The following is a 25,255-nucleotide window of genomic DNA, read 5'->3' as shown; positions in this document are numbered from 1 at the left end:
ACCCGTCAATTCCCCTTTGCTATCCTGCCGAAGGAGTTGCTCGGCAGGCCGCCCTGGCGAGGCACTGCATCGTCCCGCCAGCTGGCGGGTGCAGGGTTTCCCCCAGCCAACGGAGGGCGTAGGCGGCAGCGCGACCGAGTGATCGACGACCAACAACAAGACTGGCGGCAGCGGTGGCTCGACCCGGCCAGGCGTGCGGCCGCCGCCTCTCGAGGATAGCGCCATGGTGGACATCGATTTATCCCAGCCGCCTTTCACGCTGCTCGACGATGCCGGTCGCGATCGTGTGCGCAACGGCATCGACCTGGCGTATTTCGATCGCGACGAGATCATCCTGGAAGCGGGCCAGCCGGGCGAATACGTCTTCCTGATCCACAAGGGCGAGATCGCCGAGCTGGACACCACGCTGCCGGGGGCACGCGAGCGCATCGGCCACTACACCCAGGGCGATCTGTTCGGCGCCATCAGCATTCTCAACGGCAAGAGCCGCTACCGTTTCCGCGCCGAGCAGGAGAGCCTCTGCTATCTGCTGCCCAAGTCGCTGTTTCTGGCGCTGTGCGACGACTATCCCCCTTTTGCCGAGTTCTTTCGTCAGACGCTGGCCCACAAGACGCGGTTGCTGACCGAGCAGCGAGCCGAGGGCGGCGTAACCATGGCCGGTTTCATGCTGGCCAGGGTCGGCGAATGCATGCGCGAGCCGCTTTGCGTGGGTCCCGAGGCGAGCATCGCCGATGCCGTGACCACGCTGCGCGACAGCCACGCCGACAGCCTGCTGGTACGCAGTGACCAGGGCGCCGGCATGGTGACCAAGACCGACCTGCTCAACGCCCTGGTGCTGGAGGGAAAGTCCCAGGGGCAGCCGGTGCTCGACGTGGCCCATTTCGAGCTGATCACGGTCACCCCGGCGCAGTACCTCTTCGAGGCGCTGGTGATCATGACTCGCCACAAGGTGGAGCGCGTGGTGGTCATGGAAGCCGATCAGCCCAGCGGCGTGGTCGAGCTGACCGACGTGCTCAGCTTCTTCTCCAGCCGCAGCTACGTGGTCAGCCTGCAGGTGGAGCAGGCGACCACCCTCGAGGCGCTGACCCGGGCCAGCCACCGCACGCCGGAGTTGGTCAAGGCGCTGATGGCCCAGGGCGTCAAGCTTCGCTTTGCCATGGAGCTGCTGGCCGCGCTCAATGGCCGCATCATGTCCAAGGCGTGGAGTTTTCTCATCGACGAGCGCTACCACGCCCACAGCTGTTTGATGGTCATGGGCAGCGAGGGGCGCGGCGAGCAGATTCTCAAGACCGACCAGGACAACGGCCTGATCCTCGAGGATGACTTGGAGTGGCCCGACCTGAGCGAGCGCATGCAGGCGCTCACCGACACGCTCATCGAGCTGGGCTATCCCCCCTGTCCCGGCAACATCATGGTCTCCAACCCCGACTGGGTTGGCACTGAGTCGCAGTGGCGTCGTCGCATCGCCAAGTGGGCGGAGGCACGTGACGGCGACAGCCTGATGAAGCTGGCCATCATCCTCGACAGTCATGCCGTGGCCGGCAACCCGGCGCTGCTCGACCGCCTGCGCGAGGCGCTGTTCGCGCAGTGCTCGGGCGACGAACTGCTGCTCTCCTACTTCGCCCGGGCGGCGCTGCGCTTCTCCACGCCGCTGACTCTGTTCGGCTCGCTGAAGAAGCCGCAGCACGGCATCGACATCAAGAAGGGCGGCATCTTTCCCATCGTCCACGGGGTGCGAACCATGGCGCTGGAGCGGCGCATCAAGCCCACCTCGACCCTAGAACGTCTCGATGCCCTGGCGGCGGATGGCCGGCTCGACGAGCGCACCGCGGAGAACCTCGGCGAGGCGCTGTCACTGTTCACCGAGCTGCGCCTCAAGCAGCAGCTGGCGCGTCTCGACGGCGAGCTGGCGGGGCAGGATGCCAACCGGGTGGTGGTGCAGGAGCTGTCGTCCCTGGAGCGCGACCTGCTGCGCGAGGCGCTGCACATCGTCAAGGAGTTCAAGCAGCACCTCTCGCACCGCTACCACCTCGAGTACAGCTGAGCGGGGCGCTTTCGCCTCCCGTCACCACAGACAACAACACCGGCAACGATCCGGAGGAGAGCCTTTCCATGCTGCGAGTCCTGCGCCGCGCCAGTGATCGCCGCCGCCATGCCGGCGGCGAATACGGCTGGCTGTTCCATCCCTACACCGGGGACGAACTGGTCGCCATCGACTGCGAGACCACAGGGGTGGATACACGCACCGCGGAACCCGTGGCCATTGCCGCGGTGAAGGTGCGGGGCGAACGGGTGCTGACCAGCGAGTCCCTGGACCTGCGCCTGCAGCGCCCGGCGACGCTGACGGGCGACTCGATTCGTATCCACGGCCTGCGCGGCGTCGACCTGGACGACGGCGAGAGCCCCGAGCGGGCGCTGGCGCGCCTGATCGACTTCATCGGCAACCGGCCGCTGCTCGGCTGGCACCTGGACTTCATCCGCGCCGTGCTCGACCGCCAGCTGCGCCCCCGCTTCGGCTTCGACCTGCCCAACAGCGGCATAGACGTCTCCCAGCTCTATTTCCGCCAGCTGCGCCGCAGCCATCTGGAAGCCGATGCGGCGGGGCTGCGCTTCGAGAGCGTGGCCCAGGCGCTGGGGGTGCCGGTGATGGGGCGCCATACCGCGCTCGGCGATGCCGTGACCACGGCGCTGATGTACCTGCGCCTCGAGCGTGGCGCCGTCGCTCAGCGCCGGGAAGCCTGAGGCCGCCGGACCACAGGTGCCAGGCGGGAGCGGCGGTGGTAGCATGGCGGGCCTCATCCACCCAACCCTGGCAGTGCCGTGACCATGCAAGACGTCGTGACCTTCGACCCGCACGCCCCTGATGCCGCCACCCCCGCTTCGCCGGTCGAGCCCACCTTGGGCGCGTCGTCCCTGGCGGGCCTCGATGCCAAGGGGCGACGCGAATTCAACAAGCTGCAGAAGCGCCTGCGGCGCCAGGTGGGCAATGCCATCATCGACTACGGCATGATCCACGAGGGCGACAAGGTGATGGTGTGCCTGTCCGGTGGCAAGGACAGCTACACCCTGCTGGAGATTCTGCGCAACCTGCAGCGCAATGCGCCGGTGAGCTTCTCGATCACGGCCGTGAACCTCGACCAGAAGCAGCCGGGCTTTCCCGAGCACGTGCTGCCGGAATACCTGGAATCGACCGGCGTCGACTACCATATCCTCGAGCGCGACACCTATTCGGTGGTCAAGGAGAAAACCCCCGAGGGCAAGACCACCTGCGCGCTCTGCTCGCGGCTGCGGCGAGGCTCGCTCTACGGCTTCGCCGAGCAGATCGGTGCCACCAAGGTGGCGCTGGGCCATCACCGGGAGGACATCCTCGAGACGCTGTTTCTCAACATGTTCTTCGGCGGCAGCCTCAAGGCGATGCCGCCCAAGCTGCTCTCCGATGACGGCAAGAACATCCTGATCCGCCCGCTGGCCTACTGCCGCGAGGCGGACATCGCCGAGTTCGCCCGGCTGATGGACTTTCCGATCATCCCCTGCAACCTGTGCGGCTCCCAGCCCAACCTGCAGCGCCAGGTGGTCAAGGAGATGCTCGCCGAGTGGGAGGCCAAGCACCCCGGGCGCCTGGAGAGCCTTTTCAAGGCGGTCACCAACGTGGCGCCGTCGCAGCTTGCTGACCGGGATCTCTTCGACTTTGCGGGCCTGGAAGCGAAGCAGGCGCACCTGCAGTGCAGTCGTATCGATATCCTGAACGAGTCCTGAGTCCCGCGTATCGGGCCGCATAAGCAGCACCCCCGGTGGTACTCCACCGGGGGTGCCTTGTTTGAGGTTGCTCCCTGTAGTGTGCGAACGGCACGCTTCAGTGCTCTTCCTGGGCCTGTTCCTGCAGCGCCTCGAGGTTGAGGATGTTTACTTCGCGCCCCGAGACTTCCACCAGTTTCTGTTGCTGGAAGCGCCCCAGGATGCGGCTGACGGTTTCCACGGCCAGCCCCAGGTAGTTGCCGATGTCGGCCCGCGACATGGAAAGACGGAAGCTGTAGGGCGAATAGCCGCGCCGGCGGAAGCGGTCGGAGAGGCTGGTGAAGAAGCTCGCCAGGCGCTGGTCGGCGGTCTTGCGCGAGAGCAGGCGCATCATGCGCCGGTCGTCGCGCAGCTCCTTGCTCATGCTGCGATAGAGCTGGCCGCGCAGCTCGGGAAGCCGTTCGGAAAGCGAGTCGAGGCGGTCGAAGGGAATCTCGCAGACGGTGGTGGTCTCCAGGGCGATCACGCTGCCGGGATAGGCCTGTTCGTCGATGCCGTCGAGTCCCACCAGCTCGCTGGGCAGGAAGAAGTTGGTGACCTGATCCTCGCCCGAGCCTTCGGTGGTAATCTGCTTGAGGCTGCCGGAGCGTACCGCGTAGACGCTGTTGAAGGGACTGCCCTGGCGGAACAGTGACTCGCCTTTCTTGAGCGGGGCGCGACGGCGAATGATCGCGTCGAACTGCTCCATATCCTCGACTTCAAGTGCCAACGGCAGGCACAGGGAACTCAGGCTGCAGTTCTGGCAACGGGTCTCGTGCAACAGCGAGCGCCGCTTGCTGGCCGCATTGACAGCCATGGCCACCTCCTCATCGTGAGCATGGCGTCATTATGGAGCATTCTGCAGCGCGGGAAAATGGAGGTTGCGACGATTGGACGCAGACCGCTCGGGAACCCGTGGTGCACCACCCTGCTGCTAGGCGCTGCGATCCGGCGGGGCGAGAGGTGCCGCGAAGGCGCGGGCCAGGTGCTGGGCGCGCAGCCGCCCCAGTGGCGTGACCAGCAGCCGGCTGCCGTGGCGCTCCAGCAGGCCGTCGTGCCGTGGCCCTTCGAGCCCGCGCAGCGTCTCGGCGAAGTAGCGCTCGGCATCCAGGCCGAAGCGCTCGCCGAGGGCGTCGAGGTCGAGCGCCATGTCGCACAGCAGGCGCTCGATGGCGTGGCGGCGCACCCGGTCGTCGAAAGTAAGGCGCATCCCCCGGGCGATCGGCAGGTGGCTGGCGTCGAGGGCCGCCTCGTAGGCGGCCAGCTTCTCGGGGTTACGGCTATAGACGTCGTCGATGCGCGAGAATGCCGAGACCCCGAGCCCCAGCAGGTCGCCCTGAGGCTGGTGGCTGGTGTAGCCCTGGAAGCGGCGCGACAGCCGCCCCTGGTGCTGGGCCACGGCGAGGCTGTCGTCGGGCCGCGCGAACTGGTCCAGGCCGATGTGTACGTACCCCGCGGCAGTCAGCTGGGCGAGGGTGGTGCGCAGGATGGCGTGCCGTTCGGCGGCGTCGGGCAGTGTCTCGGCCTGGATGCGGCGCTGGACGGGGACGCGCTGCGGCTGGTGCTCATAGTCGATCACCCGCAGGCGCGGCGGCGCCATGGCGATGACCTGCTCCAGGGTGGCGGCGAAGCTGTCGCGGGTCTGGCCGGGCAGGCCCGCGATCAGGTCGAGGTTGAGCGAGCGGAAGCCCAGGCGATCGGCCTCGTCGATCAACGCCTCGGTGAGGATGCGTGGCTGGACGCGATTGACGGCGCGCTGCACCTGCGGGTCGAGGTCCTGCACGCCCAGGCTAAGGCGATTGAACCCCAGCGCCTGGAGGTGGCGCAGAGTGAAGACGTCGGCCTCCCGCGGGTCGACCTCGATGCTGTAGTCGCGCTCCCGACTGCCCGACAGGCCGAAGCGCGCATCGAGCCGGTCGATGAGGTCGCTCATCTGGTCGAGGGTGAGGAAGGTGGGCGTGCCACCGCCCCAGTGCAGCTGGGTGACTTCGCGGGCGGTGTCCAGGTGACGGCGGGCGAGCACCATCTCGCGGTCGAGGCGCGAGATATAGGGGTCGGCCTGACGCGTGAGCTTGGTGGCGACCGTGGCGCGGTTGCAATAGAAGCAGATCTTGCGACAGAACGGCAGGTGGACGTAGAGCGCCAGGGTGCGCGCCCGGCGGTTGCTGCGTGCGAGTGCCGCCTGGAGGTCGCCTTCGGTGAAGTCGTCGCGCCAGGCCCCGGGGGGCGGATAGCAGAGATAGGGGTCGCCGCCGCTGGGGTAACGATCCAGGCTGGCGTCGTCCCAGGCGGGTGGGTCGGGCATCTCTTGATGGGCAGACGTCGCGGAGACGAGCATCGGGGGCTCCGGCATGGCGAGAAGTCTCTTCATGCTAGCGGGCCCCCGTCCGAGGCGGATTGAGCTGCGTCAAACGAAGTGCATTGGCGGGGCGTTCGGGGCTCAGTGGGCCATGGGAGCGCTGGCCGACGGCAGCAGCAGCCACAGCTGCCACAGGGCGAAGGCGATGATCGACAGGGCCGCCAGGCTGCGCGTGGCGGGATGGCGGACCAGCACACCGAGCTGGCGCGCGGCCAGGCCGGTGACCAGCAGTGCGGGCAGGGTGCCGAGGCCGAAGGCACCCATCAACGCCGCACCACGCCAGGGATCGGCCACGGCCAGGCTCCAGGCCAGCATCGAGTAGACCAGCCCGCAGGGCAGCCAGCCCCAGACGATGCCCAGGCCCACCGCCTGGGGCACCCGGACCACCGGCATCAGACGCCGGCCGAGCGGCTCGAGGTGGCGCCACAGGCGACGGCCCAGCGCCTCCACCCGGAGTAGTCCCTTCCACCAGTCGGCGATGTAGAGTGCCATCAGGATCAGCATGACGGCGGCAAAGCCCTGCAGCGCCAGGCGCAGTTCGGCGCTCAGGGCGAGCAGGGTCCCGAGCCCCGCCACCAGAGCCCCGGCGGTCATGTAGCTGGCAATGCGCCCAGCGTTGTAGCCGAGCAGCAGGCCGGAGAGCCGGGTGGGTGAGCGCATGCTGGGAGGCACGGCAAAGGTCAGCGCGCTCATGATGCCGCCGCACATGCCGATGCAGTGGGCGCCACCCAGCAGGCCGAAGACGAAGGCCGCGGCATAGGGGGGCAGGTCGAGGCCGGTGGGGTCCATCAGCGCTTGTCGTGCCCTCCCGAGCGGTCGGTGCGGGCCTGGCGGCGGCGCTCCCGCTCCTCGGGCGTGAAGTCGTTCTCGTCCTCGTCGAACAGGATGCGGTGCGCGGGGCCCTCGAGGTCCTCGAACTGATCGTGCTTCACCGCCCAGAAGAAGGCCCAGACGGCGAGTCCCAGCAGGATCAGCGACAGCGGTATCAGCAGGTAGAGGATGGTCATGCGGTCACCGGGCTTGCGGTAGGCGCTGCGTCGCGCGCGGCAGTGCTGCGGAAGCGGCTGAGGCGCAGGGCGTTGCCGACCACCACCAGCGAGCTGGTCGACATGCCCAGCGCCGCGACCCAAGGGGGCACGATGCCCAGGGCGGCGAGGGGCAGCGCCGAGAAGTTGTAGCACACCGACCAGATCATGTTCTGGCGCATGACGCGCCGGGTGGCCTGGGCGATCTCGATGGCCTCGACGATACGCCCGAGGTGCGGGCTGAGCAAGACGGCATCGGCGCTGGTGCGCGCCAGGTCGGTGGCGCCGTTCATGGCCAGCGAGACATCGGCCCCGGCCAGCACCGGCACGTCGTTGATGCCGTCGCCGACCATCGCCACCGTCTCGCCCGCGGCTTGGCGCTTGCGGATGTGGTCGAGCTTCTCCTCGGGGCTGGCGCCGGCGCGCCAGGTGGCGATGTCGAGCTGGCTGGCGAGCGAGGCGACCGCGGCGCGGGTGTCGCCGGAGAGCAGCTCGACGGCGATACCGCGCTCGGTGAGGGCGGCGATCGTCGCGGCGGCGTCATCGCGCAGGCGGTCGTGCAGGGCGAACCAGGCGCGCGGCTCGCCGGCTTCGGCGAGCAGCAGCCAGGCGCCGTCGTCGGGGGGCGTCAGGTTGCGCCCGGGGGCCGCGAAGGCAGGCTTGCCAAGGCGCCAGGGCGTGCCCGCGATCTGGCCGGAAACCCCCTGCCCGGTGCGGCTGCTGCGCGCCTCGACGGCCAGGGTGGCATCCCGCCAGGGACGGAAGGCCTGGGCGATGGGGTGCTCGGAGTGTGCCTCCAGGGCGGCGGCGATGGCCCGGGCGTGCGCCGCGGGCAGAGCGCCGAGCGGGCGGGTCTCGATCAGTTGCATCTCGCCGCGGGTCAGGGTGCCGGTCTTGTCGAAGATCACGCGGTCCACCTGGGAGAGCGACTCGATGGCGTCGGCCCGGGTGACCAGGATGCCGCGGCGGCGCAGCTGACCGTGGCCGGCGGTGAGCGCCGTGGGGGTGGCCAGCGCCAGGGCGCAGGGACAGGTCACCACCAGCACGGAAAGGGTCACCCAGAGCACCCGATCAGGGTCGATGAACCACCAGGCGGTGGCCACGCAGGCGGTGACCACGAGCAGGCGCAGCACGAAGAGGTGCGCCATGCGCGCCGCCAGCTGGGCGAGGCGCGGGCGGCTGGCGAAGGCGCGGTCGGTGAGGTCGACGATGCGTGCCACCCGGGCGTCGCGGCCGGCGCGGGTGACGTGCACGGTGAGCGGGCCCTCGATGTTCAGGCTGCCGCCGGTGACGGTGTCGCCGACACGGCGGGTGACCGGCTGGTACTCGCCGGTGAGCATGGATTCGTCGAGGCTCGATTCGCCCTCCTCGATCACCCCGTCGGCGGGGACGCCGTGGCCGGGCTTGACCAGCACACGGTCACCGGCGGCGAGCTCGCTGGCCGGGAGGATGCGCTCCTCGCCCGCCTCGGTGAGGCGGATCGCCGAGAGGGGCAGGGCGCCGGCCAGGGCGTTGCCGGTATGGCCGCTGCGGCGCCGGGCCCGCGCCTCCACGTAACGGCCGAAGAGCAGGAAGAAGGTGAACATGGCCACCGAGTCGAAGTACACCTCGCCGGTGCCGGTGAGCACCGCATAGCCGCTGGCGAAGTAGGCCCCGCCGACGGCCAGCGAAACCGGCACGTCCATGCCCAGGGTGCGGGTGCGCAGGTCGCGGGCGGCATTGCGAAAGAAGGGCCGGGCCGAGAAGAACACCACCGGCGTGGCCAGGGCGAAGGAGAGCCAGTGGAAGAGCGCCAGGAAGTCCGCGCTGATCCCCCCGGGGCCCGAGACGTAGATGGGAATGGAGAACATCATCACCTGGGCCATGCCCACGGCGGCCACGATCAGGCGGCGCACCGTCATGCGCTCTTCGCGGTGGAGCCGCTGCTGCGCGGCGTCCGGCTCGTAGGGCTGGGCGCTGTAGCCGATGGCGGCGAGCTCGGCGAGGATCCGTGACAGGCGGAGCCGTTCGGGGTCCCAGGTGATGCGCACGCGGTGATGGCTGAGGTTGACGGCGCTGGCGCTCACGCCGGCCAGGGCATTCAGGCGGTGCTCGATCAACCAGGCGCAGGCGGCGCAGGTGATGCCGTCCACCGCCAGGGTGGCATGAACCTCGCCGCTCTCCCCTTCGGGATGGACGAACTGGCGCTGCAGGCCCGGGTCGTCGAACACGGCCCAGGTCTCGGCCTTCACGGCCTGGCGCTCGTCGGGGCGCTCGGGCAGCTCGGTGCGAAAGCGGTAGTAGCTTTCCAGGCCACCGTCGACGATGGCGTGGGCCACCGCCTCGCAGCCCGGACAGCACAGCGGATGACGCGATTCGTCGAGGGTGATCGCCCAGGGTGCGTCCGCCGGCACGGGGCTGCCGCAGTGGTAGCAGTCGGCGGCGGCCTCGGAAGAGGTGGCAGTGGCGCTCATGGCAGCCTGACTCGGGGGCGACACAGGTTGGCCATCAGCTGCGGTCGGGCAGGCCCGGCGTCAGGGCGAAGCCGCCTTCGCTGGGGAAGTGGCCCTCGCCGATCAGGCGCCAGTCGGGCGACTCCTGGCTGGGGTGCAGCTGCAGGTACCAGCGGTAGCGCAGGTTGTCGGGGGCCTGGCCCAGATAGCGGCCGTTGCGGACATGCTCGAGGACCAGCTCTTGGTCGCGGTCGTCGCGGGTCGGGAAGATCAGCTTGAGGTAGAGGCGCTCGGGCCGTGCTTCGCCGGTCAGGTCCACCACGATGTCGCTGGTCAGCGGGTCGATGCGCAGGTCGGCGGCGAGCGAGAGTTCCGCCGCTTGGCGCTGCTTGGCCAGCACCATGTTGATGGCGGTGCCGTGCTTGTAGTAATCCTCCTGCACCATGCCGTCGAAGGAGCGCACCGACAGCACGGCGAAGGTGGTGCTGACGCTGATGGCGGAGAGCAGCAGGCCGATCAAAAACCACGGCCAGAACTGCTTGTACCAGGGGGGAATGGCGTGCTGATCCATGGTCATCTCCGGACGTCACCCAGAAAGCGCGTTTCGCTCTCCAGGCTGATGCTGTCGTTCTGTTGGGACTGCAGGTGCAGCTGGATGGCGTGACTGGGCTGGTCGAGCACCTCGGGGTCGGCGGTGATCTCGATCACTTCCAGGCGCGACTCGCCAGCCGGCACGCTCAGGGTCTGGGTGTCGAGGCTGAGCCCCGGCAGGCCGCTGACGGCAAGGCGATAGTCGTGATCCTGGCGGTCGAGGTTGCGCACTCTCAGGGTGTAGACGTTGCTTACCCGACCCTCCTGGGTCATTTGGTAAAGTTGGCCGCGTTCGCGCTCGATGTCGAGGCCCACCAGGCTGCGGTCGGCCACCGCCCAGGCGAACAGGCCGATCATCATCAGCAGGGCAGTCAGGTAGCCGAGCAGGCGCGGCCGCAGGATATGGGTCGGCTTGCCCTCCAGGGCGTTCTCGGTGGTGTAGCGGATGAGCCCGCGGGGGTAGCCCATCTTGTCCATGACGCTGTCGCAGGCGTCGATGCAGGCGGCACAAGTGATGCATTCGTACTGCAGGCCCTCGCGGATATCGATGCCGGTGGGGCAGACCTGCACGCACAGGTCGCAGTCGATGCAGTCGCCGTAGCCCGCCGTGCGGGCCGCTTCATGGCTCAAGCTGCGCTTGCGCGGCCCGCGGGGTTCGCCGCGCGCGGCGTCGTAGGAGACGATCAGGGTGTCGTCATCGAACATAACCGACTGGAAGCGCGCATAGGGGCACATGTAGATGCACACCTGCTCGCGCAGCCAGCCGGCATTGAGATAGGTGAAGAGGGTGAAGAAGCCCACCCAGAAGTAGGACCAGCCGTGGGCCTCGAGCGTGGGCAGATCCACGACCAGCTCACGGATCGGCGTGAAGTAGCCGACGAAGGTGATGCCCGTGGCGGCGGCGATGGCCAGCCAGATGACGTGCTTGCCCGTCTTGCGCCACGCCTTGTCGGCGCTCAGGGGGGCGCGGTCGAGCTTGATACGGCGGTTGCGCGGCCCTTCCAGGCGGTGTTCCACCCAGATGTAGAGGAAGGTCCAGACGCTCTGCGGGCAGGTATAGCCGCACCACACGCGCCCGGCGAAGACGGTGATGAAGAACAGGCCGAAGGCGCAGATGATCAGCAGCCACGACAGCAGCATGAACTCCTGCGGATAGAAGGTCGCGGCAAAGAGGTGAAACTCGCGCGAGGGTAGGTCGAACCAGATCAGCGGCCGGTCGCCCCACTGCACCCAGGGCAAGCCGAAGAAGGCCAGCATCAGCAGCCAGTTGGTGCTGCGCCTCAGGCGCTGGAAGAGCCCCTTGATCTCGCGCACGTAGATGTGACGCCGGCGCGCGTACATCTCCTGCGTGGCTGGCTCGTGCGGCGCTTTGCCACGGCGGGCATCGTGCCCCTGGGAGTTCGGGGTCACGTCTCGGGTCGGGATCTTGTCACTCATGGCGGACTCGCGGCGGGTGCCTGGCTCAGGCAAGCGATGACAGTCGCCTCATTGTACCGGGGCAGGGGCATCGCGCGGCGGGGTGCGACGGGAGACCGCACCCCGCCGCGCGATGGTGGGGCTCAGTCCTGCAGGCGCAGGCTGTAGACGTAGGCGGCGACCAGGTGGACGCGCTCCTCGCCGATGTAGGCCTCCTGGGCTGGCATGTGGCCGTTGCGGCCGTTGCGCAGGGTCTGGCGAACCGAGTCGGCGACGTTCTGACCGGGTGCCTGGTAGAGCCAGGCATTGTCGGTCAGGTCGGGGGCCCCCAGGGCCTGGTTGCCGGTGCCGTTGGGCCCGTGGCAGGCGGCACACACCGAGGCGTAGGTGGCAGCACCACTCTCGGCGCGCTCGGCATCATGCTCGAGGCCGGAGAGGGAGAGCACGAACTGGGTCACGTTCTCGATGTTCTGCGCGCCGAGCTGCTGCCAGGAGGGCATCAGGCCGTTCCGTCCCTGCACCAGGCTGGTCACGATCTGCTCCGGCTCGCCGCCGTACAGCCAGGCGTCGTCGGTGAGGTTGGGGAAGCCGTAGCCGCCCTGGGCGTTGGCGCCGTGGCACACCGCACAGTTGTTCTGGTAGATGCGCTCGGCGACCTGCATGGCCTCCTCATCCTCGGCCAGTTCGGGAATCGGCACCTCCTGGTACTGGGCGAAGATCGGCGTGAAGCGCTCCTCGGCGCGGGCCACTTCCTCCTCCCACTGCTTTTCCTGGGTCCAGCCCAGCAGCCCGGCGAAGTTGCCCAGCCCCGGGTAGAGCAGCAGGTAGCCCAGCGAGAAGACGATGGTGGCGACGTAGAGCTGGAACCACCAGCGCGGCAGCGGGTTGTCGTACTCCTCGATCTCGTCGGCGGCGTGACCGGTGGTCTCGACGTTGCCCTCGGTGTCCGGCGTCTTCTCCGTCTTGCGGTTGGCGTACAGCAACCAGAAGGCAAACACGATGGAGCCCAGCGTGATGACGATGATCCAGGCACTCCAGAACCCGGAGAGGGAGTCGTCCCAAAGATTGTTCATGCGTTCCTGTCTCCCCTGTCTTGGCGGGAATCGGCGGGTCGGGAATCGGCCTCGCTCGACGACTCGTCGCGGCGAGTGGCGACGTGGCTGTCACGGTTGGTTGGTTCATCCTCGTCGGCGAACGGCAGGTTCTTGGCCTCGTCGAAATCCTTCTTGCGCCGCCGCGAGTAGGCCCAGGCGGTGATCCCCAGGAAGGCGAGAATCAGCAGGCCGGTGATGATGCCGCGAAAGGTCCCGGTATCCATGATCAACGCGTGCCCTCGAGCACGGTACCCAGTTGTTGCAGATAGGCGATCAGGGCGGTGATCTCCTGCTCGCCGCGGACTTCGCTGGTGGCGTTAGCGATCTGCTCGTCGGTGTAGGGCACGCCCAGCGCCCGCAGGGCGCGCATCTTCTTGGGCGTGTCCTCGCCATCCAGGGTGTTCTCGAACAGCCAGGGGTAGGCGGGCATGATCGACTCCGGCACCACGTCGCGCGGGTTGTACATGTGGGCGCGGTGCCAGTCATCGCTGTAGCGGCCGCCGACGCGCGCCAGGTCGGGCCCGGTGCGCTTGGAGCCCCACAGGAAGTTGTGGTCGTAGATGAACTCCCCGGCGACGCTGTAGTGGCCGTAGCGCTCGGTTTCGGCGCGGAAGGGGCGGATCATCTGCGAATGGCAGCCGACGCAGCCCTCGCGACGATAGATTCCGCGACCTTCCAGTTCCAGGGCGGAGAGCGGGCGCAGGCCATCAACCGGTTCCGTGGTCTGTTTCTGGAAGAACAGCGGCACGATCTCGGCCAGGCCGCCGAAGCTGATCACCACCAGGATCAGCACGGCCAGCAGGCCCACGTTCTTTTCGACGATCTCGTGTCTCATTGGTCTTGGTATCCCCGGTTGCTCAGGCAGTCTGCGGAATCGGCTGACGGATGGCTTCACTGCGCTTGACCGTCATGAAGAGGTTGTAGGCCATGATCAGCATGCCCACGACCCAGAAGACGCCGCCGATCAGGCGCACGATGTAGCCGGGAGCGCTGGCCTCGACCGCCTCGATGAAGGTGTACATCAGGGTGCCGTCGGGGTTGATGGCGCGCCACATCAGGCCCTGCAGGATGCCGTTGACCCACATGGAGGCGATGTAGAGCACGGTGCCGATGGTCGCCAGCCAGAAGTGCACCCCGATCAGGCCCACGGAGTACATCTCGGTGCGGCCGAACAGGCGCGGAATCAGGTGGTACATGGAGCCGATGGTGATCATCGCCACCCAGCCCAGGGCGCCGGCGTGCACGTGGCCGATGGTCCAGTCGGTGTAGTGGGAGAGCGCGTTGACGGTCTTCACCGCCATCATCGGCCCCTCGAAGGTGGACATGCCGTAGAACGACAGGGCGACCACCAGAAAGCGCAGAGTCGGGTCGGTGCGCAGCTTATGCCAGGCGCCGGAGAGGGTCATCATGCCGTTGATCATGCCGCCCCAGGAGGGGGCCAGCAGGATGATCGACATGATCATGCCCAGCGACTGCGCCCAGTCGGGCAGCGCGGTGTAGTGCAGGTGGTGCGGGCCGGCCCACATGTAGACCATGATCAGCGCCCAGAAGTGGACGATGGAGAGGCGATAGGAGTAGACGGGGCGTTCCGCCTGCTTGGGCACGAAGTAGTACATCATCCCCAGGAAGCCGGCGGTGAGGAAGAAGCCAACGGCATTGTGGCCATACCACCACTGCACCATGGCGTCGATGGTGCCGGCATAGATCGAGGAGGAGTACATGAACGTGACCGGCAGCTCCGCGCTGTTGACGACGTGCAGCACCGCCACGGTGAGGATGAAGGCGGCGAAGAACCAGTTGGCCACGTAGATGTGCGAGGTCTTGCGCAGCTTGATGGTGCCGAGGAAGACGATGGCGTAGCTGACCCAGACCAGGGTGATCAGGATGTCGATGGGCCACTCCAGCTCGGCATACTCCTTGGTGGTGGTGTAGCCCAGCGGCAGCGTGATCACCGCCGAGAGGATCACCGCCTGCCAGCCCCAGAAGGTGAAGGCGGCGAGCTTGTCGGCGAACAGGCGCGTCTGGCAGGTGCGCTGCACGACGTAATAGGAGGTGGCGAAGAGAGCCGAGCCGCCGAAGGCGAAGATCACGGCATTGGTGTGCAGCGGCCGCAGGCGGCCGAAGCTGGTCCAGGGTAGGTCGAGGTTGAGTTGCGGCCATACTAGCTGTGCGGCAAGGATGACACCGAGGAGCATGCCCACGATGCCCCACACCACTGTCATGATCGCAAACTGCCGAACTACCTTGTAATTGTAGGTCGGGTGCTCTAGTGCTGTGCTCATGTCAGATTCCCATCGAACGCGGTAACGAGAGCCAACCGTGGCAGAGTGCCGCAGCCGACGCCCCCGGTAGGGTAATGCAGGTCAAAACAGGGCGAATTCTAGCGCAGCCGGCTCGTTCACTGAAACACGACCTAGGGGAAAAACCCGGCCGAGAGTTTGACGCGGGTCGACTTTTCCAGCACTTGCCGGTGGTTGGGGCGCGCCCGGCGGGGCCTTGGCCACAGCCGGTGTCCGAAATGACGGGGCGTGCGGGGGCTGGGTGCGACATTGCGCCACAGGTCGGTGGCGAGCCGGTTCCTGCGTCTGGGCGGTGGCGAGTGTCGGCATTTTCCGAGCGATTTGCGACCAGGGTGGCGGGACGATGGCCGGTCGGCCAGCCCGGCGCGGAAAGGCGTTGACAACCGGCGGCGGCCCTGTAGAATGCAGCGCCACGTGACCGGGGGTGGTTAGCTCAGCTGGGAGAGCACCAGCCTTACAAGCTGGGGGTCACAGGTTCGAACCCTGTACCACCCACCATCAGCGCCATCGGCGTTGACGTTCACGTGAAGCGCATGCAGCGGACCGGTAGTTCAGTCGGTTAGAATGCCGGCCTGTCACGCCGGAGGTCGCGGGTTCGAGTCCCGTCCGGTCCGCCACGGCAGCAGTGGCAGCATCAACAAGCGGTATCCTGTGGGTGATTAGCTCAGTTGGTTAGAGCACCAGCCTCACATGCTGGGGGTCACTGGTTCGAGTCCGGTATCACCCACCACGCGGACCGGTAGTTCAGTCGGTTAGAATGCCGGCCTGTCACGCCGGAGGTCGCGGGTTCGAGTCCCGTCCGGTCCGCCATTGCGAATGTCGACCCCGAGCCCTGCGGCTCGGGGTCTTTCGCGTCCGTGCCTGCCTGAGCGCTTTCTCTGGCCTGTTCTCTCTTTTTCTCCTTGTTCCTTCCCTCGTGGGCTCGTCGCGACCATCCTCTGGGTGAGGCGCGGGTTGTCGGGTCGAGTCGACGGGCTTTGCGCGTCGCGCTCATCTATCATACAGTTGTTTGAATTCTGGCCGTCTGGCTGGCCATGACTCAATCAGCAGGAGGACCCGGCGTGCGCTATCCGCATCTCTTTCGCCCCCTTGAGGTGGGCCACCTGACGCTGCCCAACCGGGTGCTGATGGGCTCGATGCACACCAACCTGGAGGAGGCACCGGGCGGTTTCGCGCGCCTGGCCGCCTTCTATGCCGAGCGGGCCCGTCAGGGGGTCGGGCTGATCGTCACCGGCGGTATCGCCCCCAATCCCGAGGGAGCGGTCTTCCCCGGGGCGGCGACCCTGGTGCATGGCGACCAGCTGGACGAGCATCGGCATCTGGTGGAGGCGGTGCACGCCGAGGGAGGCCGGCTCTGCCTGCAGATTCTCCATGCCGGGCGCTACGCCTACTCGCCCGACCTGGTGGCGCCCTCGCCGATACCGGCGCCGATCAACCGCTTCACCCCACGTGAGCTGAGCAGCGACGAAGTGGAGCGTCAGATCGACGACTATGTGTGCTGCGCCACGCTGGCGCGCGAAGCCGGCTATGACGGCGTGGAGGTGATGGGGTCGGAGGGGTATCTGATCAACCAGTTCCTGTGTCGTCGCACCAACCGGCGCGCGGACCACTGGGGAGGGGCCTTCGAAAACCGGATCCGCTTTCCGGTCGAGATCGTCACCCGTATCCGCGAGGCCGTGGGCGAAGATTTCCTGATCATCTTCCGCCTGTCGATGATCGACCTGGTGGAGGAGGGCAGCACCCATGATGAGGTGGTGACCCTGGGGCGTGCCGTCGAGGCGGCCGGGGCGAGCTTGATCAACACCGGCATCGGTTGGCACGAGGCGCGGGTGCCGACCATCGTCACCAGCGTGCCGCGCGCGGCCTTCACCGAGGTCACCCGGCGCCTCAAGGTCGAGCTCGGGGTGCCGCTGATCACCACGAACCGCATCAACATGCCCGAAGTGGCGGAGCGGGTGCTGGCCGAGGGGCATGCCGACATGGTCTCCATGGCGCGCCCCTTCCTGGCCGACCCCGCCTGGGTGAGCAAGGCAGCCGAGGCGCGCAGCGAGGAGATCAATACCTGCATCGCCTGCAACCAGGCCTGCCTGGACCACACCTTCCAGGGCAAGCTGACCTCCTGCCTGGTCAATCCCCAGGCCTGCCACGAAACGGAGCTGGTCATCCTGCCGGTCGAGAGACCGCGGGACATCGCTGTGGTCGGCGGTGGCCCGGCGGGGCTTGCCGCGGCACTCACCGCGGCGCGGCGCGGGCATCGGGTGACGCTCTTCGAGCGCACGGGGGAGCTGGGTGGCCAGTTCAACCTGGCGCAGCGCATTCCCGGCAAGGAGGAGTTCGCCGAGACGCTGCGCTACTTCCGGGTGATGCTCGACAAGCACGGCGTGCAGGTGCGCCTGCACAGCGAGCCCGATGCGCAGGCGCTGCAGGCGTTCGAGGCGGTCATTGTGGCCACCGGGGTGCGCCCTCGCGACCTCGACCTGCCGGGTATTGACCACCCCAAGGTGCTCAGCTATCCCCTGGCGATCCGCCACCCGGAACGGGTGGGGCCGCGCGTGGCAATCATCGGGGCCGGGGGCATCGGCTTCGACGTGGCCGAGCTGCTGACTCACGCCGGCCACCCCGCGCTCGACCGCGACGCCTGGTGCGCCGAGTGGGGCGTTGATCTCAGTGTGGCTACCCCCGGGGGTGTCACCGCGCCGCAGCCGCCGGTGGTGCCGCGCCAGGTCACCCTGCTGCAGCGCAAGAGCTCCAAGCCGGGCAAGGGGCTCGGCAAGACCACCGGCTGGGTGCACCGTGCCTCGCTCCGGCACCGCGGGGTCGAAGCACTGGTCGGCTGCGAGTACGTCGGCATCGATGGCGCGGGGCTGCACGTGCGGGTCGACGGCGAGCCGCGGTGTCTCGAGGTCGACAGCGTGGTGGTCTGTGCCGGCCAGGAGCCGGTGCGCGAACTGATCGACGCGCTCACGGCGGCCGGCATCGAGACGCACCTGATCGGCGGTGCTGACAAGGCGGCCGAGCTGGACGCCAAGCGCGCCATCGACCAGGGCACTCGGGTGGCCGCGACGCTGTGAATCGCGCCGGCGTCACGCTCAGCGAGCCGAAGAGAAGCGGCGTTCACAGCGTCCTTGCAGCGTTTAAAGGTCTCGCCTGCCGGCCATCGAACCCTGAGCTTCCCCTGCGTTCTCATGGATAGCGTCCACTGCGTTGACACTGCGCGGACTGCCTGAGCCGCAAAGCTGTCTAGGCTGATGGACAACCCGGAGCCGTTCATCTTGAGGGCTCGAGGGTGGGCAAACAGGAGGCTTCGATGAGCATCTTCGATCATGTGCAGAATCGCTTCGAGCGTGTCCAGCAGGAAGAGATGACCCTGCAGGAGTACCTGGAGCTGTGTCGCGAGGACCCCATGGCCTATGCCAGCGCCGCTGAGCGTATCCTCAAGGCCATCGGCGAGCCCGAGGTGATCGACACGGCCAAGGATTCGCGGCTCTCGAGGATCTTCTCCAACAAGGTGATTCGCCGCTATCCCGCCTTTTCCGAGTTCTACGGCATGGAGGAGGCGATCGAGCAGATCGTTGCCTACTTCCGCCATGCCGCCCAGGGCCTGGAGGAGCGCAAGCAGATCCTCTACCTGCTGGGGCCGGTGGGGGGCGGCAAGTCGTCGCTGGCCGAGCGGCTCAAGCTGCTGATGGAGCGTGTACCCTTCTACGCCATCAAGGGCTCGCCGGTGTACGAGTCGCCGCTGGGGCTCTTCTCGCCGGAGGAGGATGGCGAGCTGCTCGAGAAGGAGTACGGTATCCCGCAGCGCTACCTGAAAAGCGTGATGTCGCCCTGGGCGGCCAAGCGCCTCAAGGAGTACGGCGGTGACATTTCGGAGTTCCGGGTGGTGCGCCTGTATCCGTCGCGCCTCAACCAGATCGCCATCGCCAAGACCGAGCCCGGTGACGAGAACAACCAGGACATCTCTTCGTTGGTGGGCAAGGTGGACATCCGCAAGCTCGAGATGTACGCCCAGGACGACCCCGATGCCTACAGCTTCTCCGGCGGGCTGTGCAAGGCCAACCAGGGGTTGATGGAATTCATCGAGATGTTCAAGGCCCCCATCAAGGTGCTGCACCCCCTGCTGACGGCAACGCAAGAGGGCAACTACAACCCCACCGAGGGCATGGGGGCGATCCCGTTTGAGGGCATCGTGCTGGCGCACTCCAACGAGAGCGAGTGGCAGACCTTCCGCAACAACCGCAACAACGAGGCCTTCCTCGATCGCGTCTATATCGTCAAGGTGCCCTACTGCCTGCGCGTCACCGAGGAGATCAACATCTACAAGAAGCTGCTCGAGCACTCCTCGCTGGCCGAGGCCCCCTGTGCACCGGACACCCTGCGCATGCTGGCGCAGTTCTCGGTGCTCTCGCGGCTCAAGGAGCCGGAGAACTCCAGCATCTACTCCAAGATGCGCGTCTACGACGGCGAGAACCTCAAGGATACCGATCCCAAGGCCAAGTCGATCCAAGAGTACCGCGATGCCGCCGGGGTGGACGAGGGCATGGAAGGGCTTTCGACCCGTTTCGCCTTCAAGATCCTCTCCAAGGTGTTCAATTTCGACAACCACGAGGTGGCGGCCAACCCGGTGCACCTGCTTTATGTACTTGAGCAGCGCCTCGAACAGGAGCAGCTGCCGCGCGAGACCTTCGAGCGCTACCTGCGCTTCATCAAGGAGTTCCTGGCGCCGCGCTACGTGGACTTCATCGGCAAGGAGATCCAGACCGCCTATCTCGAATCCTACTCCGAGTACGGCCAGAATATCTTCGACCGCTATGTCACCTACGCCGACTTCTGGATCCAGGATCAGGAGTATCGCGACCCCGAGACCGGCGAGTTCCTCGACCGCCAGGCCTTGAACGAGGAGCTGGAGAAGATCGAGAAGCCGGCGGGCATCTCCAACCCCAAGGACTTCCGTCACGAGGTGGTCAACTTCGTGCTGCGGGCGCGAGCCCAGAACAACGGCATGAACCCGAGCTGGCAGTCCTACGAGAAGCTGCGCGGGGTGATCGAGCACAAGATGTTCGCCAACACCGAGGAGCTGCTGCCGGTGATTTCCTTCAACGCCAAGGCCTCCACGGCGGACCAGAATAAGCACGAGGACTTCGTGGCGCGCATGAAGGAACGGGGCTACACCGAAAAGCAGGTGCGTCTGCTCTCCGAGTGGTACCTGCGGGTGCGCAAATCGCAGTAGCGGGTGACCCGCTATGCGCCAAGCGAGCCATGGGCAGCCGGTGCAGGGGTTCCTCGCCGGCTGCTGAGACCGGCGTGCAGAGGAGGTCGCCATGACCTATTTCATTGATCGTCGCGCCAATGCCAAGAACAAGAGCGCCGTCAACCGCCAGCGCTTTCTCGACCGCTACCGCACGCACATCAAGCGCTCGGTGGAGGAGGCGGTGAATCGCCGCTCGATCACCGACATGGAGCGCGGCGAGAAGGTCTCGATTCCCACGCGGGACATCTCGGAGCCGGTGTTCCAGCACGGTCCCGGCGGCAAGCGCACCATCGTCAGCCCCGGCAACAAGGAGTTCGTGGAGGGGGATCGCCTGCGCCGTCCGAGCGGCGGCGGTGGCGGGGGAGGCGCCGGCGAGGGCGGCGCCTCCAACCAGGGCGAGGGCATGGACGAGTTCGCCTTCACCCTGACCCGCGAGGAGTTTCTCGACTTCGTCTTCGATGGCCTGGAGCTGCCACACCTGGAGCGCAAGAACCTGGTCGACCTCGACGAAGTGCGCCCGGTGCGCGCCGGCTTCTCCCGCGATGGCGTTCCCTCGCGGATCAATATCGTGCGCTCCATGCGCGAGGCGCATGCGCGGCGCATCGCCATGCGCGCGCCCATCCGCCGCGCCCTGCGCGAGGCGCGCCAGGCCCTGGAGGAAGAGGAGAGCAAGGACCCGGTGCTGCGCAATCCGGCGCGCATCGCCGAGCTCAAGGCGGAGATCGAGCGGCTCGAGCAGCGGCTCGAGGCGGTGCCCTTCATCGACACTTACGACCTGCGCTACAACAACCTGATCAACCAGCCGCAGCCCTCCAGCAAGGCGGTGATGTTCTGCGTGATGGACGTCTCCGGCTCCATGACCCAGGCGCACAAGGACATCGCCAAGCGCTTCTTCCTGCTGCTCTATCTCTTCCTCGAGCGAAGCTACGAGAAGGTCGAGCTGGTCTTCGTGCGCCACCACACCGCCGCCAAGGAGGTCGACGAGGAAGAGTTCTTCTATTCGCGGGAGACCGGCGGCACCATCGTCTCCAGCGCGCTCTCCCTGGTCGATGAGATCGTCGCCGATCGCTACCCGCCGTCGCAGTGGAACCTCTACGTCGCTCAGGCCTCGGACGGCGACAACTGGGACGACGACTCGCTGACCTGTCGCGACCTGCTGGTGAAAAGCCTGATGCCGCGGGTGCAGTACTTCACCTACGTGGAGATCACCCCCCATGCCCATCAGGCGCTATGGGAGGAGTACGAGACGGTGGCCGACGAGTTCCCCGACCAGTTTGCCATGCGCCAGATCGTCGAGGCCGGGGATATCTACCCGGTGTTCCGCGAGCTGTTCAAGCGCCGCGCCGTCCAGTAGCCGGCCGAGGAGGCACCATGAATCGCCGTACGCCGATTGCCACGGGATCCGACTGGAACTTCGAGGTGCTCGAGGCCTACGAACAGGAGCTGGCTCGCCTGGCCGACGAGTATCGCCTCGACACCTACCCCAACCAGATCGAGATCATTACCACCGAGCAGATGATGGACGCTTACGCCAGCGTGGGGATGCCGGTGGGCTACCATCACTGGTCCTACGGCAAGCAGTTCCTCGCCGTGGAGCAGGCCTACCGGCGCGGCCAGATGGGCCTGGCCTACGAGCTGGTGATCAACTCCAATCCCTGCATCGCCTACCTCATGGAGGAGAACACCCTGATGATGCAGGTGCTGGTCATGGCCCACGCCTGCTATGGCCACAACTCCTTCTTCAAGGGCAACTACCTGTTCCGCACCTGGACGGATGCGGGCTCGATCGTCGACTACCTGGTGTTTGCCCGCAAGTACGTCGCCGAGTGCGAGGAGCGCCACGGCGTCACCGCGGTGGAGCAGCTGCTGGACGCCTGCCATGCGCTGCAGAACTACGGGGTCGACCGCTACAAGCGCCCCTCGCCGATCTCCGCCGAGGAGGAGGCGCGGCGCCAGAAGGAGCGCGAGGAGTACCTGCAGGCCCAGGTCAACACCCTGTGGCGCACCATCCCCGGCCGTCACGACGGCGACAGCTTGCCCGGCAGCCTCGCCGAGGAGGAGGACCCGCTGGGCCTGCACAGCGGCGAGCGCTACCCGCCCGAGCCTCAGGAGAACCTGCTCTACTTCATCGAGAAGAACGCCCCGCTGCTGGCGCCCTGGCAGCGCGAGATCGTGCGCATCGTGCGCAAACTCGCCCAGTACTTCTATCCGCAGCGCCAGACCCAGGTAATGAACGAGGGCTGGGCCTCGTTCTGGCACTACACCCTGATGAACCGCCTCTACGACGAGGGCCTGGTCGACGAGGGCTTGATGCTGGAATTCCTGCAGTCGCACACCGCCGTGGTCAGCCAGCCCGGCTTCGACAGCCCCTACTACAGCGGCATCAATCCCTATGCGCTGGGATTCGCCATCTTCAGCGACATCAAGCGCATGTGCCAGGAGCCCACCGAGGAGGACCGCGAGTGGTTCCCCGACACCGCCGGCAGCGACTGGCTGGATACCATCCACTTCGCCATGAAGAACTTCAAGGACGAATCCTTCATCCAGCAGTTCCTGTCACCCAAGGTGATTCGCGACCTCAAGCTGTTCACGGTGGTGGATGACGACCAGGAGGAGCTGCTGGAGGTGGCGGCGATTCACGACGAGCGTGGCTATCGGCGGGTGCGCGAGATGCTGGCCACCCAGTATGCGCTGGCCGTGCGCGAACCCAATATCCAGGTCTACTCGGCCGACATCCGCGGCGATCGCTCGCTGACCCTGCACCATATCCAGGACAATCGGCGGCCGCTGGCGCGCAGCGTCTACCCGGTGATGCGCCACCTCCACCAGTTGTGGGGCTTCCCCGTCAAGCTGGAGTCGCTGCACGACGACGGCAGCGTGGCGCGCCGCTACCACTGGCCGCTGCCCGACGAGGAGGGCGATTCGCGCTGAGCGCTGCGGCGAGGCAAGCCGCTGCCCCGATGTCGTGCCGGGCTCAGTTGGCCGGCGCCCAGGACTGGCACCACCCGCCCGGCGCCACGCGGTTCTGCGGGAATAGCTGGCAGCCCTGGCTGTCGGCCTCGAAGAACAGGCAGTTGCGGCACGTCTCGCCCGCACTGTAGGCGGGGTGGTCGCTGGCGTCGCTGGCATTCTCGACATAGTTGAGGGCGCGCGCCGCTTCGGAAGCGGGGTCGAGGCGCGGCAGTTCCTGGGCCAGCCCGCGCCGGGTCAGCAGGCCCGCACCCAGCGGCAGGGCGGCCAGGCCCAGCAGGCCCTGGCGCAGGAAGTCACGACGACGCTTGTCAGCCATGGTTTCTCCTTGTCGTCACGTCACGGTGGTCAACATCTTATCCGGATTGGCGGCCCCGTGCGCGAGTCGGCCGCTCACCCTGAGACTCTGCGGGCAGCCCGGGGTTCGGGGTGGGCCGGGGCGATTCTGCCGCTGCGCCGGGCCTGCTATACTCGCGCCAGGTCGCGGCGAGCCTCGCCGCGGGATTCACCGAGCGGGAGGATGCCCGATGCAGAATGCCGTGATCCTGATCAACACCGACAAGGGCCAGGTCAAGGCCGTGGCCGAGCGGCTCGCCGACGTGGAGGGCATCAGCGAGGTCTATTCCACCTGCGGTCGCTATGACCTGGTGGCCATCGCCCGCACCCGGGATTTCGAGAGCCTCGCCGAGCTCGTCACCGAGCGGCTCAACGCCGTGGAAGGGATCCGCGACACCGAGACGCTCAACGCCATGCAGGTGCATTCGCGGCATGATCTGGAGACCATGTTTTCCCTCGGCTGGTAAGCCGCACCACCCAGCCCTCATCAGGAGCCCCTAGGTTCACGGATGACACGCCGCCGCAAGTCCCCCCTTCGTGCCCGCTGGCGCCGCCCGCTGCGCCGCTTCGCCGTCACCCTGCTCTTCGTGTTGGTGGGCAGCGGCCTGTGGTACAGCCAGGAGCAGGCCTACCGTGACAGCCTGAGCTGGATGGGCGTGCCCACCTGGGAGCGCGTCTCGCCGCTGAGTCTGCACCGGGTGCTGCGCAACGACGGCTTCCTCGTCGGCTGGTCGGACGTCCGCGTCAATCCGCTGTGGGTCAGCTACCTGCTGCACGAGGTGGATGACGCCGGCATCGGTGCGCGGCCGGGCTTTCGCCGCGACTGGCGCACCCTCTGGCCCATCGACCCGGAGAGCTATTTCGGCAGCGGCCACGACCGCGGCCACCTGGCGCCCAACTACGCCATCGCCACCGTGCACGGGCGGGGGGCGCAGCACGACACCTTCCTGATGAGCAACATCACCCCGCAGCGGCCGGCGCTCAATCGCCGGCTCTGGCAGCGCCTGGAGGAGGTGGTGATCGACCATTTCGTGCCGCGCTTCGGCGGCGTCCAGGTCATCACCGGGCCGGTGTTCGCCGAACGCTTCCTCGACGGTGCGCGGCGCCGCGTGGGGCTGGTGGAGGTGCCGGAGGCCTTCTACAAGATTGTCGTGGTGCCGGGCGAAACGCCCCGCGCGCTGGCCTTTCTCATGCCCCAGGCGGTGCGCGGCGACGAGTCGCTCGACGACTTCCTGGTGAGCATCGACGAGGTGGAGGCGCGCACCGGACTCGACTTCTTCCCGCAGTTGCCGCCGGCGGTGGCCGACAGCCTGGAAGGGAAGGTGGCGAGGGCCGGCTGGGGGTTGGAAGCGGTGGCGCGGTTGCCCGGTCGGTTCCAGTGACTGCTGGGTGGCGAGCCGGGGCGAAGAGCGGGCACAAAAAAACCGCGATTCGTCGCGGTTCCTGGATGATTCTTGGTTTGCCCTGGCAATCATCAGCCTGCATGACGCGATGTGCTTGTGAAAAGCGGTGGTGCCCAGGAGAGGACTTGAACCTCCACGTCCGTAAGGACACTAGCACCTGAAGCTAGCGCGTCTACCAATTCCGCCACCTGGGCGAACACGAGCGAGTCGGGCTGACAAAGAGCGTGGGAGCGAACTCCCGGCGACCTCTACCTACCAGTACCAGTATCTACCTCTACTAGGGGTAGGGGTCATGGTGCCCAGA

At 67.1% G+C, this 25,255-nt stretch carries 21 protein-coding genes and 6 tRNA genes (1 of these 27 running past the window's edge); 13 read left to right on the top strand and 14 right to left on the bottom strand.

Annotated elements, in window-relative coordinates; all coding sequences use genetic code 11:
* Positions 1–223: 223 nt before the first annotated feature.
* The 3 genes from FEF15_RS07760 (at position 224) to ttcA (ending at position 3,756) form a co-directional block, all read left to right on the top strand.
* On the top strand, positions 224–2,044 hold the full coding sequence (locus tag FEF15_RS07760) for a DUF294 nucleotidyltransferase-like domain-containing protein (protein WP_163558581.1): 1,821 nt from the start codon (positions 224–226) through the stop codon (positions 2,042–2,044).
* Between the two features lie 68 nt (positions 2,045–2,112).
* Positions 2,113–2,742 carry a 3'-5' exonuclease gene (locus FEF15_RS07755; RefSeq protein WP_163558580.1) on the top strand — a complete coding sequence of 210 codons (630 nt, stop codon included), beginning with the start codon at positions 2,113–2,115 and terminating at the stop codon, positions 2,740–2,742.
* A gap of 84 nt (positions 2,743–2,826) precedes the next feature.
* Positions 2,827–3,756, top strand: coding sequence for a tRNA 2-thiocytidine(32) synthetase TtcA (gene ttcA / locus FEF15_RS07750; protein WP_163558579.1), 930 nt, complete (start codon positions 2,827–2,829; stop codon positions 3,754–3,756).
* A gap of 97 nt (positions 3,757–3,853) precedes the next feature.
* Here ttcA and fnr read toward each other — a convergent pair whose 3' ends face one another.
* The 11 genes from fnr to ccoN form a co-directional block, all read right to left on the bottom strand.
* Positions 3,854–4,591 carry a fumarate/nitrate reduction transcriptional regulator Fnr gene (gene fnr / locus FEF15_RS07745; RefSeq protein WP_163558578.1) on the bottom strand — a complete coding sequence of 246 codons (738 nt, stop codon included), beginning with the start codon at positions 4,589–4,591 and terminating at the stop codon, positions 3,854–3,856.
* Positions 4,592–4,708: 117 nt separating this feature from the next.
* Complete coding sequence (hemN, locus tag FEF15_RS07740; protein WP_346427856.1) at positions 4,709–6,145, bottom strand: oxygen-independent coproporphyrinogen III oxidase; 1,437 nt, start codon at positions 6,143–6,145, stop codon at positions 4,709–4,711.
* Positions 6,146–6,214: 69 nt separating this feature from the next.
* Positions 6,215–6,922 (bottom strand): sulfite exporter TauE/SafE family protein, encoded by a 708-nt coding sequence (locus FEF15_RS07735; RefSeq protein WP_163558577.1) that lies wholly within the window; start codon positions 6,920–6,922, stop codon positions 6,215–6,217.
* Complete coding sequence (gene ccoS / locus FEF15_RS07730; protein ID WP_163558576.1) at positions 6,922–7,140, bottom strand: cbb3-type cytochrome oxidase assembly protein CcoS; 219 nt, start codon at positions 7,138–7,140, stop codon at positions 6,922–6,924. The genes FEF15_RS07735 and ccoS overlap by 1 nt, the downstream gene beginning before the upstream one ends.
* Positions 7,137–9,611 (bottom strand): heavy metal translocating P-type ATPase, encoded by a 2,475-nt coding sequence (locus FEF15_RS07725; RefSeq protein WP_163558575.1) that lies wholly within the window; start codon positions 9,609–9,611, stop codon positions 7,137–7,139. Before FEF15_RS07725 ends, ccoS begins: the two co-directional genes overlap by 4 nt.
* Positions 9,612–9,645: 34 nt before the next feature.
* Entirely contained in the window at positions 9,646–10,161 is a 516-nt protein-coding gene (locus FEF15_RS07720; protein WP_163558574.1) for a FixH family protein, read from the bottom strand.
* 2 nt (positions 10,162–10,163) lie between these two features.
* A complete protein-coding gene (gene ccoG, locus FEF15_RS07715; RefSeq protein WP_163558573.1) occupies positions 10,164–11,618 on the bottom strand; it encodes a cytochrome c oxidase accessory protein CcoG in 1,455 nt (484 codons plus the stop codon).
* Between the two features lie 122 nt (positions 11,619–11,740).
* Positions 11,741–12,670, bottom strand: a complete 930-nt coding sequence (gene ccoP, locus FEF15_RS07710) for a cytochrome-c oxidase, cbb3-type subunit III (RefSeq protein WP_163558572.1) — start codon at positions 12,668–12,670, stop codon at positions 11,741–11,743.
* Positions 12,667–12,915: a cbb3-type cytochrome c oxidase subunit 3 gene (locus tag FEF15_RS07705; RefSeq protein WP_163558571.1), complete on the bottom strand. Its 249-nt coding sequence runs from the start codon at positions 12,913–12,915 to the stop codon at positions 12,667–12,669. Before FEF15_RS07705 ends, ccoP begins: the two co-directional genes overlap by 4 nt.
* A gap of 2 nt (positions 12,916–12,917) precedes the next feature.
* Complete coding sequence (ccoO, locus tag FEF15_RS07700) at positions 12,918–13,526, bottom strand: cytochrome-c oxidase, cbb3-type subunit II (protein ID WP_163558570.1); 609 nt, start codon at positions 13,524–13,526, stop codon at positions 12,918–12,920.
* A 22-nt stretch (positions 13,527–13,548) separates the two neighbouring features.
* Positions 13,549–14,973: a cytochrome-c oxidase, cbb3-type subunit I gene (ccoN, locus tag FEF15_RS07695; RefSeq protein WP_163558569.1), complete on the bottom strand. Its 1,425-nt coding sequence runs from the start codon at positions 14,971–14,973 to the stop codon at positions 13,549–13,551.
* Between the two features lie 440 nt (positions 14,974–15,413).
* Here ccoN and FEF15_RS07690 point away from each other — a divergent pair.
* The 8 genes from FEF15_RS07690 (at position 15,414) to FEF15_RS07655 (ending at position 23,173) form a co-directional block, all read left to right on the top strand.
* Positions 15,414–15,489, top strand: a tRNA-Val gene (locus tag FEF15_RS07690).
* 42 nt (positions 15,490–15,531) lie between these two features.
* Positions 15,532–15,608, top strand: a tRNA-Asp gene (locus FEF15_RS07685).
* Positions 15,609–15,644: 36 nt separating this feature from the next.
* A tRNA-Val gene (locus tag FEF15_RS07680) sits at positions 15,645–15,721 on the top strand.
* A gap of 3 nt (positions 15,722–15,724) precedes the next feature.
* Positions 15,725–15,801 (top strand) — tRNA-Asp (locus FEF15_RS07675).
* A 224-nt stretch (positions 15,802–16,025) separates the two neighbouring features.
* Complete coding sequence (locus tag FEF15_RS07670; RefSeq protein ID WP_276208203.1) at positions 16,026–18,062, top strand: NADPH-dependent 2,4-dienoyl-CoA reductase; 2,037 nt, start codon at positions 16,026–16,028, stop codon at positions 18,060–18,062.
* Positions 18,063–18,298: 236 nt separating this feature from the next.
* Positions 18,299–20,221, top strand: a complete 1,923-nt coding sequence (locus FEF15_RS07665) for a PrkA family serine protein kinase (protein ID WP_163558567.1) — start codon at positions 18,299–18,301, stop codon at positions 20,219–20,221.
* A gap of 91 nt (positions 20,222–20,312) precedes the next feature.
* Complete coding sequence (locus FEF15_RS07660) at positions 20,313–21,596, top strand: YeaH/YhbH family protein (RefSeq protein WP_163558566.1); 1,284 nt, start codon at positions 20,313–20,315, stop codon at positions 21,594–21,596.
* Positions 21,597–21,613: 17 nt separating this feature from the next.
* Positions 21,614–23,173 (top strand): SpoVR family protein, encoded by a 1,560-nt coding sequence (locus FEF15_RS07655; RefSeq protein WP_163558565.1) that lies wholly within the window; start codon positions 21,614–21,616, stop codon positions 23,171–23,173.
* 43 nt (positions 23,174–23,216) lie between these two features.
* On the opposite strand, the gene FEF15_RS07650 is transcribed toward FEF15_RS07655, so the two are convergent.
* Positions 23,217–23,531, bottom strand: a complete 315-nt coding sequence (locus FEF15_RS07650; protein WP_163558564.1) for a high-potential iron-sulfur protein — start codon at positions 23,529–23,531, stop codon at positions 23,217–23,219.
* Between the two features lie 208 nt (positions 23,532–23,739).
* Between FEF15_RS07650 and FEF15_RS07645 the strand changes: the two genes are divergently transcribed.
* Positions 23,740–24,015: an Lrp/AsnC ligand binding domain-containing protein gene (locus tag FEF15_RS07645; protein WP_043510462.1), complete on the top strand. Its 276-nt coding sequence runs from the start codon at positions 23,740–23,742 to the stop codon at positions 24,013–24,015.
* Between the two features lie 42 nt (positions 24,016–24,057).
* Complete coding sequence (locus FEF15_RS07640) at positions 24,058–24,930, top strand: DNA/RNA non-specific endonuclease (RefSeq protein ID WP_163558563.1); 873 nt, start codon at positions 24,058–24,060, stop codon at positions 24,928–24,930.
* A 128-nt stretch (positions 24,931–25,058) separates the two neighbouring features.
* Here the strand turns inward: FEF15_RS07640 and FEF15_RS07635 are convergent.
* Positions 25,059–25,145: transfer RNA gene (locus FEF15_RS07635), tRNA-Leu, on the bottom strand.
* A gap of 99 nt (positions 25,146–25,244) precedes the next feature.
* Positions 25,245–25,255, bottom strand: a tRNA-Leu gene (locus tag FEF15_RS07630) (it continues 77 nt past the right edge of the window).

Origin of the sequence: Halomonas sp. NO4, from assembly GCF_010994375.1 — a bacterium.
GTDB lineage: Bacteria > Pseudomonadota > Gammaproteobacteria > Pseudomonadales > Halomonadaceae > Halomonas.
This window is presented reverse-complemented; position numbering and strand designations above follow the sequence as displayed.

What these genes read in the sequence shown, in the direction of transcription:
- FEF15_RS07760 (WP_163558581.1), top strand. Translation starts at nt 224, where the DNA reads ATGGTGGACATCGATTTATCCCAGCCGCCTTTCACGCTGCTCGACGAT.
- FEF15_RS07755 (WP_163558580.1), top strand. Translation starts at nt 2,113, where the DNA reads ATGCTGCGAGTCCTGCGCCGCGCCAGTGATCGCCGCCGCCATGCCGGC.
- ttcA (WP_163558579.1), top strand. Translation starts at nt 2,827, where the DNA reads ATGCAAGACGTCGTGACCTTCGACCCGCACGCCCCTGATGCCGCCACC.
- fnr (WP_163558578.1), bottom strand. Translation starts at nt 4,591, where the DNA reads ATGGCTGTCAATGCGGCCAGCAAGCGGCGCTCGCTGTTGCACGAGACC.
- hemN (WP_346427856.1), bottom strand. Translation starts at nt 6,145, where the DNA reads ATGAAGAGACTTCTCGCCATGCCGGAGCCCCCGATGCTCGTCTCCGCG.
- FEF15_RS07735 (WP_163558577.1), bottom strand. Translation starts at nt 6,922, where the DNA reads ATGGACCCCACCGGCCTCGACCTGCCCCCCTATGCCGCGGCCTTCGTC.
- ccoS (WP_163558576.1), bottom strand. Translation starts at nt 7,140, where the DNA reads ATGACCATCCTCTACCTGCTGATACCGCTGTCGCTGATCCTGCTGGGA.
- FEF15_RS07725 (WP_163558575.1), bottom strand. Translation starts at nt 9,611, where the DNA reads ATGAGCGCCACTGCCACCTCTTCCGAGGCCGCCGCCGACTGCTACCAC.
- FEF15_RS07720 (WP_163558574.1), bottom strand. Translation starts at nt 10,161, where the DNA reads ATGGATCAGCACGCCATTCCCCCCTGGTACAAGCAGTTCTGGCCGTGG.
- ccoG (WP_163558573.1), bottom strand. Translation starts at nt 11,618, where the DNA reads ATGAGTGACAAGATCCCGACCCGAGACGTGACCCCGAACTCCCAGGGG.
- ccoP (WP_163558572.1), bottom strand. Translation starts at nt 12,670, where the DNA reads ATGAACAATCTTTGGGACGACTCCCTCTCCGGGTTCTGGAGTGCCTGG.
- FEF15_RS07705 (WP_163558571.1), bottom strand. Translation starts at nt 12,915, where the DNA reads ATGGATACCGGGACCTTTCGCGGCATCATCACCGGCCTGCTGATTCTC.
- ccoO (WP_163558570.1), bottom strand. Translation starts at nt 13,526, where the DNA reads ATGAGACACGAGATCGTCGAAAAGAACGTGGGCCTGCTGGCCGTGCTG.
- ccoN (WP_163558569.1), bottom strand. Translation starts at nt 14,973, where the DNA reads ATGAGCACAGCACTAGAGCACCCGACCTACAATTACAAGGTAGTTCGG.
- FEF15_RS07670 (WP_276208203.1), top strand. Translation starts at nt 16,026, where the DNA reads ATGACTCAATCAGCAGGAGGACCCGGCGTGCGCTATCCGCATCTCTTT.
- FEF15_RS07665 (WP_163558567.1), top strand. Translation starts at nt 18,299, where the DNA reads ATGAGCATCTTCGATCATGTGCAGAATCGCTTCGAGCGTGTCCAGCAG.
- FEF15_RS07660 (WP_163558566.1), top strand. Translation starts at nt 20,313, where the DNA reads ATGACCTATTTCATTGATCGTCGCGCCAATGCCAAGAACAAGAGCGCC.
- FEF15_RS07655 (WP_163558565.1), top strand. Translation starts at nt 21,614, where the DNA reads ATGAATCGCCGTACGCCGATTGCCACGGGATCCGACTGGAACTTCGAG.
- FEF15_RS07650 (WP_163558564.1), bottom strand. Translation starts at nt 23,531, where the DNA reads ATGGCTGACAAGCGTCGTCGTGACTTCCTGCGCCAGGGCCTGCTGGGC.
- FEF15_RS07645 (WP_043510462.1), top strand. Translation starts at nt 23,740, where the DNA reads ATGCAGAATGCCGTGATCCTGATCAACACCGACAAGGGCCAGGTCAAG.
- FEF15_RS07640 (WP_163558563.1), top strand. Translation starts at nt 24,058, where the DNA reads ATGACACGCCGCCGCAAGTCCCCCCTTCGTGCCCGCTGGCGCCGCCCG.